The following is a 7,301-nucleotide window of genomic DNA, read 5'->3' on the forward strand; positions in this document are numbered from 1 at the left end:
CAAATAGGTGGAAACAGGAGCCGGCGCGCTAGCGCGCCAGGCTCCGCGGCTCAAGCGCGGGCGCTATAGCTACGCCGTTGCCTATCCGCCTCGTAGCGCCGCATCAGGCGTTCGAACTCGGCGAAGGACAGCTGCATCGCCTGCTGCACCTGCTGCTTGACGCCCGCCGGCGCGCCGGCGTTGACGGTGATGTGCGGCGCGAAGCTGATGTTCATGCCGCCGCCCGCGCTCTTGGCCGGCGCCCTGGCCGCCGCGCCGCCCTGTTGCAGGCGTTGCAGCTGCTGGCTGCGCGCTTGCGCCTGGGCTTGCGCTTGAAGCTGCGCAGGCGCCTGGGGCGCGGGCGTCGCGCCGCCCGCCGTCGGCGCTTTGGCCTTGCCGGGCATGGCCGCGCCGTGGATGGCGTTGCCCACCTTGCCGCCGGCCCATTCCCCGGCGTATTTGCCGGCGAAGTGGCCGATGACGCCGCCCACCAGGGTGCCGACGCCGGGCAGGATCATGCTGCCGATGGCCGCGCCCATCGCCGCGCCGCCGATGGAGCCGCCGGCCTTGCCGCCTATCTTCCAGTACTCCTTGTTCTTCTCGGTCTGGCTGCGATTGGACTTGCTGACGTTCCACGCTTCCTGGCCGGCCTCCAACGCCGTGATCACCGAGCCGGCGACGCCGGCCTTGAGCAGGCCGCCGGTGCGCTTGAACACTTCCTTGCCGATGCCGAGTCCGGCCTTGGCCACGCCGGCGCCGGTTTTCAGCAGCGGCGCCGCGCGCTGGGCCACCGTTCTGGCCAGCTTGGCCGCGTTGCCGATGCCGCCGCGCGCCAGTCCGGGCAGACGCTTCAGCCCCGCGCCGACGCGGCTGGCCACCGAGCCCGCCGCCTTGGCCGCGCTCTGCGCGCCGGCCTTGGCCTTGCCCGGCAGGCTCTTGAGCCAGTCCCCGGTTTTCTGCGCGCCGCCGCGCAGCATGCCCGGCACCTGTTTCAGCGCATTGCCCAGGCCCTTGATTCCGGCCTTGGCCAGCGCCGCGCCGCGGCGGAACACCTCGCCGATGCCGCCGGGCAAGCCACGGCCCTTGGGCAGGCGCCGCGGACGCGGGCTCCGCCTGGGGCTCGGTCTCGGCTTCGGACTGGGCCTCCGTTTCGGGCTGGGCTTGGGACGCGGCTTGGGCCTGGGTCGCCGCTCCTTGCGGCCGCGCTCGCGTCTGTCGCCCTTTTTCTCCTTGTCGCGGCGCTCTTTCTTGCGGCGCTCGTCCCGATCCGGGTCCATGCCGTCGCCGGGCTTGTCGATGTCGCGCGTGGCCGGCTGGCAGCAACAGCAGCAGTTCTCGGGCTTGGCGCCCATGCAGTCGCCGGGCTTGTCCGCCTGGTTCTGGGTGGCGCCCGGCTTGTCTTCCTTGAACCATTCGCTGCCGGCGGCCCACAGCTTGCTCAGCAAGCCGCCCTTGGTGTCCTGGTAGCGGCGCAGCGACTTGCCCACCTTGTCGCTGATCTCGCCGGCCTTGGTCGCGCCGTCCTCCAGCGCTTTCACCGAGCCCAGTATGCTTTCCACGCTGGGCAGCTTGCCGCCCAGCAAGGGGTTGAGCTTGCCGTGCACATAGCGCAGCGCCTTGTTGCCCATGCCTTGCGACAAGGTCTTGTGCACGGTGCCGGCCACCTTGGCCACATCGCGGCTGATGCCGCCCACCTTGTCGTTGAATTCGATCAGGGGCGTGGCGTCCGGCGCCGGCAGGCCTTGCAATAGACGAATGGCGGAGCGGATCTTGCCGCCGCCGGCCTTGCCCTTGGCCGCCGCGCCGCCCCCCTTGCCCGGCTGGGCCGCCTTGGCGCCGTCTTCTTTCAGCAGCGTCTCGCTGGCGGCGGCGATCTTGGCCAGCACATTGCCCGGGGTGTCGGCGTAACGGCGCAGCGCCTGGCCCACCCTGGCCGCGCCCTTGGCGACGGTGTCGCCGGCGTCGCGGGTGCTTTCCAGCGCGCCCAGCATGGCGTCCACGCTGGGCAGCTTGCCGCCCAGCAACGGGTTGAGCTTGCCGTGCACATAGCGCAAGGCCTTATTGCCCAGGCCTTTGGACAGGGCTTCGTGGGTTTTGCCGGCGGCGTCGGACAGCCAGCGCGAGGACAGCTGAACAGCGTCGGCCACGCCTATCCATCGCTGGATGCCGGGCGTGCGCAGACGCTGGAGGGTGGATTCGAGATCGGGCGGCGCGTCCTTGGACTTGTCGCCGCCGTCGCCGCGCGGAGTCGGGCGCTTGGGCACGGTCGGCGGGCGCGGATTGCAGGTGGCGTCTTTTTGCCGCTCCTGGCTTTCCAGCACCCGCTGCTCCACTTCGATCACCGCCTTGACCTTCACCGAGGCCTGCAGCTCGACGCGGCACTTGGCCACCAGCTCGCTGACCTGGGACACGCCGGGCAGGGCGAGCTTGACGCCCTGGCCGCGCTTGACGCTGTCCAGCCAGGCGTCGTGCCGCTGGCGCAAGCGCTCCAGCGTCAGCTCCAGCTTGTGGTGATCTCGCTCCAGCTGCGGCAGATCCAGCGCGGCGAAGGCCTTGCGGGAACGCTCCACGCTGTCGCTCAGCTCGCGCTGGCGGTCGCGCAAGCGCAAGCTGGTCTTGCCCAGTTCATCCAAGGAGGCGCGCGCGGAGCGGAAGGCGTTGTCGAAGACCCCGGACAGCGTCGCTCCCACCTTAAGACCGATGAAAAACTCGCTTACCATGGTGTTAGCCTGTGAGTATGAGGGGAAGGCCGCCAAACCAGCTCCGGCGGCTCTGGGTGGGGCCGGCGGCCGTCCTGACGGACGGGCCGGCCCCGGGCCGCGCGAACGCGCGGCGCAGGAAAAATCAGTCTCGATCCAGCCACTGCTGTTCGCGCTCGTGGCGGCGCTGGATCTCACGCTCCGCCACCTCGCACCAGAACCAGTAGTCGTCCATCGCCAGCGCGTCGATTTCCGACGGCGGCAGGCCGAGCACGGTCAGCAGCGCTTCGTCGAAGTCCTTAAGCGTCGTCGGAGACGCCCACCATGTCGCGAAAGCAGTCCGCCAGCGCGCGGCTGTCGGCGATGTCGAGCTGGTCGATGTCTTCCAGCGTCAGGCCGGTCATGCGCGCGAACAGGAAATCCTCCTGGTCGGCGTCGTCCTGGCTGTGATGGCTGGCGGCCTTGAGATCGGCGCGCTTCAGGCGGCTGATTTCCAGGCTGTCCAGGCGTTCGCCGGCGGCGTTGGTGAACGGGTATTTGAGTTTGATCTTCATGTGAGCTCCTTGGTCGCGGACTGCGTGGTTGATGAGCTTCATTTTCCGGTTTACGGCCCGGCGGGTCTGTTAAAGCCCTTTAGGGAAAGGCTTGAAAGCCCCGGCCTGCTTGCCGACAAGCCGCCTCCGGCGGCTCCGGAAGACCCGGCAACGCCGGGCCTCGCCTCATCAGCAAGAATGCGTGTCGACAAACCGGCCGGTGGCCGGCCCTTCATCAACCGCCGATATTGCGGCGGTACAGTTCCAGCATGTCGTCGCCGCCCACCCGGAAGATATTGGCCAGGTAGTCCAGCTCCAGCACATCCTCGCCATCCACTACCTGCTTGATGTAGGTGGCGGAGAAGGAGGAGCTGAAATCGGCATTTTCATGCTGCTTGTAAGTGCCCAGCGGGTTCTTCTTGAACATCACGGTCAGGAAGGTCACCAGGCTGACTTGCTGCAAGCGGCCCTGCGCGCCATAGGTCTCGATGCTGGAGCGGGCCTGCAATTGCACCGCCTGGAACGGATTGGCGATGATCTTGGCCACGTCCTTGTACAAGGAGTTCCACTTGATCTCGCCTTCCAGCTTGTCGAAGCCGGCCGGCAGCTCGATCTTGCCAACCATGCCCAGCGCCTTGTGCTCCTGCATGATGGCGGACACGTCCGGTAGCTTGATCTCCTCGGCGCGACCCAACAGCGAGTTGCCGTTGATGTAGATGTTGGCGTTGGTGATGCGGTTGATTTCAATCTTGCCTGCCATGATCAATTGCCTCCCTTCAGGCTCAACAGGTATTCCGAGGTGATCTCGGTCTCAAAGGTCAGACGTTCCAGCGGCGGCGGCACCGTGTACTTGTAGCTGATCAGCAGATGGCCGGCGGCCAGCTCGGTCTCCGGATTGCGCGCCACGTCGAACCAGGCCTTGAAGCCCAGCAGCGCGCCGTCGCCGATCAGCTTGCGGCCATAGCCGTTCACCGATTCCACCAGCGCGTCGATGGTGGCCTGGTTCAGCGGCATGTCGATGAACTGCTGGCTGAAGTAGCGGATCGACTCATTGATCACGTCGCCGGTGCGGCGCACGTTCTCGAAGTTGCGCATGTGGCTGACGGTGGGCCAGGCGGCGGTGCGGTTGCCCCACAGGCGGAAGCCGGAACCGAAGCTGGAGAACACCGTGGTGATGCCCTGCTCGTTCAGCAGGTTCACCTCGGACTGCGGGTCGTCTATCATCGCGGTCAGCTGGCGCTCCACGCCGATGACGCCGGCCAGTTCCTGGTTGGAACTGGACCACCAGAAGCCCTTGTCGTTGTCCACCTTGGCGCGCAGGCCGGCGGCGCGGGCCGACAGCGGCTCCAGACGGGTGTCGTTGGTGGCAGGGTCGAACACCTTGACGTGCGGATAGCACAGGCGCACGCGGTCGCTGGAGGTGTTGAAGTTGATGCCGCCGGCCGGGCCGCGGCCCGCTTGCGCCTGAGCGAAGCTGGTGCCGATCGGCGCGTCGACGTAGGCGATGGCGTCCAGCTTGTCGGCCATGGCCGCCATCGCGCTGGCCACCGAGTTCTGGGTGCAGAAGCCCGGCGCGATCAACAGTTTGGCGAAGAAACCGAAGCGGTTATAGGTGTCCTGCAGCGCCTTCAGGCCGGTGCGGTTGCCGGCGGCGTTGACCGCGCCGATGATGTCGGCGGCGGTGATCTTGGCCGGGTCGGCGTAGTCATAGCTGACTTTCAGGCCGGTGCCGGCGGCGATGGCGCCGTCCTTCAGCCGGGTGATCTTGCCGTTGACCGCGTCCAGCAGGTAGTCGGTGCCGGCCACGTAGGCGGTGGCGCCGTCGGCGCTCTTCACCACCACGTTCTGCAGCGCCGCCTTGGCGGTCTTGCCCTGGCCGGTGGCCGCGTCCAGCGTCACTGCCTCGCCGGCGACCGGGCTCTTGTGCAACGCCGGGTCCAGCACATTGATCACCACCACGGTGCCGGCGCCGTGATCGTAGATCGCGTTCAGCGCTTGCGGGATGGTAAAGCCGGCCAGTTGCGGGCCGAAGGCCGCCGCGTCCTTTTCCGACAGGCACAACACCGGAGTGTTGGCCGCTTCCGGCGCCAGCGGCGCGGTGCCGATCAGGCCGATCACCGCCGATTTGACGGTGCGCACCGGGCGCGCGCCGCGTTCGACTTCAATGGTTTCCACGCCATGCAGATAATTCGCTGCCATGCTCAAGCTCCTTGTTCAGCGCTAGGGGAGATCGGTTCCGCCGCCACGGCCGGCAGCGGGCTCAGGTGCCGCAAGGCCAGCAGCATGCGGGTGTAATCGTGCTGCTCCGGCATCTCCACCTCGGCGCCGGGAAACAACATGATTTCCTGGCCATCGGCCAGGGTGACGCCGCTGATCGGCCCGGAATACAAGTACTTCATGGTTGCTCCTCGTTAGTGACTGCGGTTAACACAGGCTCATGCCCAATGGCCGCCTCCGCCACCTGCCAGGTGTCGGCGGCCAGCGAAATGGCATAGCGGGCAATGCCGTCGCTGAACCCCAGAAAGGTTTCGGACGACAGCCACGCGGCTCGGCAATCCGGTGCGGCAAACCCAAGGCAGGCGCGTCGCGCCGCGTCCAGCGCCTCCGTATCGTTGAACTGCGCGTTGGCGCGCCGCAGCAGCAGCGTCAGCTCCAACTGCAAGGTGCGCTGCTGGCCGAAACCGGCCGTGTCGCGCGGCGCAGCGAACTGGCTGCCGCGGTAGCTCAACAAGAGCGCGCCTTGCGGATGTTCGAGCCGATACTCGGCCGGCGCGCCGGCATAATGCTCGACGCTCAGTTGCGGCAAAATGCCGCGCAAACGCGTGACGAACGCGTCGACGATCTGGGAAGTGCTGGCCACGGGCGGGCTCCTGGACAACATGGGAAGGAACGCGAGATCGCTCGCGATGACGGTTGCCGACGACGCATGGCCATCGAACGAGGGCAAGGATGCGCCACCGCCACGGCGGCGGTCTTTTAATGCGCTTTACAGAAGAAGGGCGCGCTCCGGCGCTGACACGCGTCATCCGGGCCGCGCGCGTGAAGACAGCGATAATGGCCGTCATCGATACCGCCGCCAAAGGACAACGCCATGCAAGCACGCTTTCGCAGCAAAGGCCCGGAACTGCTCGTCGACCTGGCCCAGCACGTGGCCATGACGCTGAAACAGCTCACCAACACAGAACAACAGCAAGCCGAGCAGCTGGGGCAGGAAATCGCCGAACGCATGGCCAAGCATTGGGGCGGGCAGAACATCTACTTCCCCATCGGCTTGTCCTACCGCTCCGCGCAGCGCGATCAACAGATCTACCGCGAATTCACCGGCGGCAACCACGCGGAGCTGGCGCGGCGCTACGGCGTATCGCTGCAATGGATCTACAAAATCATCAAGGCGGAACGCCAGCGCGAGCAGGAACAGCGCAGCGCTCCGGGCAACTGACGACGCCGGCGGGCTCCATATCAAAAAAGCCGCTCACCTCTTGATCGGGTGAGCGGCTTTCATTCGCGTTTTTAAACCATTTATCGATGAATAACACGTCCATTTGAAACACATATAGCAGATATCTATTAAGATTCAAATTAATATATTAATATTTTCCTGCACCCAATCCGGATACCCCCTATACCTAGAAGGCAATTCGAGACAGCCGCCGCAGAGCCGCTGCAAACACTAGCCAAGACTAAACGGGGTATTCACATGAAACATCCAGCGCCGCTTGCCGCCATGGCATGCCTGTTGCTGTCGTCCGCCATCCTGGCCGGCGGCGGCGTCATCACCTTCAGTGGTCGCATCGTCGAAGCTCAATGTCCGATGTCCTTGAGCGCTCCGCCGCGCGACAATGCCCCCAGCCAGTTGCAAGTGGGCAAATGCAAGGCGCCCCTCCACCTCGAAGCCTTGCTGGCCAACGGCAAAACCTTGCCGCTGCAAGCCAAGGCCGATGCCCGCAGCAGCAGCCAGCCCTCCGCCAATGGCCTGGATCTGGACCGCAGCGAACGGAGCCGCAGCTTCAGCATCGCCACGCCCAAGAACAGCCAGCGCGGCCAACTGGTGGTCAGCTATTACTGAACGCCAAACGCAACAAAGCCTCCC

General features: G+C 66.1%; 9 protein-coding genes. 2 read left to right on the forward strand and 7 right to left on the reverse strand.

Translation table 11 applies throughout. The annotated features are described in order from the left end of the window. Positions 1-50: 50 nt before the first annotated feature. The 7 genes from LQT98_RS11115 to LQT98_RS11140 all read right to left on the reverse strand — a co-directional run bounded on the left by LQT98_RS11115 (position 51) and on the right by LQT98_RS11140 (position 6,071). Positions 51-2,699, reverse strand: coding sequence for a hypothetical protein (locus tag LQT98_RS11115; protein ID WP_231462375.1), 2,649 nt, complete (start codon positions 2,697-2,699; stop codon positions 51-53). Between the two features lie 124 nt (positions 2,700-2,823). After that, on the reverse strand, positions 2,824-2,952 hold the full coding sequence (locus tag LQT98_RS24045) for a GpE family phage tail protein (protein WP_191186169.1): 129 nt from the start codon (positions 2,950-2,952) through the stop codon (positions 2,824-2,826). Between the two features lie 25 nt (positions 2,953-2,977). Beyond that, entirely contained in the window at positions 2,978-3,232 is a 255-nt protein-coding gene (locus tag LQT98_RS11120; RefSeq protein ID WP_019101636.1) for a phage tail assembly protein, read from the reverse strand. Positions 3,233-3,446: 214 nt separating this feature from the next. Next, positions 3,447-3,971 (reverse strand): phage major tail tube protein, encoded by a 525-nt coding sequence (locus LQT98_RS11125; protein ID WP_048408047.1) that lies wholly within the window; start codon positions 3,969-3,971, stop codon positions 3,447-3,449. 2 nt (positions 3,972-3,973) lie between these two features. After that, a complete protein-coding gene (locus tag LQT98_RS11130) occupies positions 3,974-5,410 on the reverse strand; it encodes a phage tail sheath subtilisin-like domain-containing protein (protein ID WP_231462376.1) in 1,437 nt (478 codons plus the stop codon). Between the two features lie 2 nt (positions 5,411-5,412). Next, positions 5,413-5,610 carry a hypothetical protein gene (locus LQT98_RS11135; protein WP_231462377.1) on the reverse strand — a complete coding sequence of 66 codons (198 nt, stop codon included), beginning with the start codon at positions 5,608-5,610 and terminating at the stop codon, positions 5,413-5,415. After that, positions 5,607-6,071 carry a Gp37 family protein gene (locus tag LQT98_RS11140; protein WP_231462378.1) on the reverse strand — a complete coding sequence of 155 codons (465 nt, stop codon included), beginning with the start codon at positions 6,069-6,071 and terminating at the stop codon, positions 5,607-5,609. The genes LQT98_RS11135 and LQT98_RS11140 overlap by 4 nt, the downstream gene beginning before the upstream one ends. A 231-nt stretch (positions 6,072-6,302) precedes the next feature. On the opposite strand from LQT98_RS11140, the gene LQT98_RS11145 reads away from it, so the two are divergent. Then, a complete protein-coding gene (locus tag LQT98_RS11145) occupies positions 6,303-6,650 on the forward strand; it encodes a Mor transcription activator family protein (RefSeq protein ID WP_231462379.1) in 348 nt (115 codons plus the stop codon). A 258-nt stretch (positions 6,651-6,908) separates the two neighbouring features. Continuing rightward, positions 6,909-7,277: a hypothetical protein gene (locus LQT98_RS11150; protein WP_156183697.1), complete on the forward strand. Its 369-nt coding sequence runs from the start codon at positions 6,909-6,911 to the stop codon at positions 7,275-7,277. Positions 7,278-7,301 lie beyond the last annotated feature (24 nt).

Source organism: Chromobacterium aquaticum, from assembly GCF_021129195.1.
In the GTDB taxonomy this organism is placed as follows: domain Bacteria; phylum Pseudomonadota; class Gammaproteobacteria; order Burkholderiales; family Chromobacteriaceae; genus Chromobacterium; species Chromobacterium aquaticum.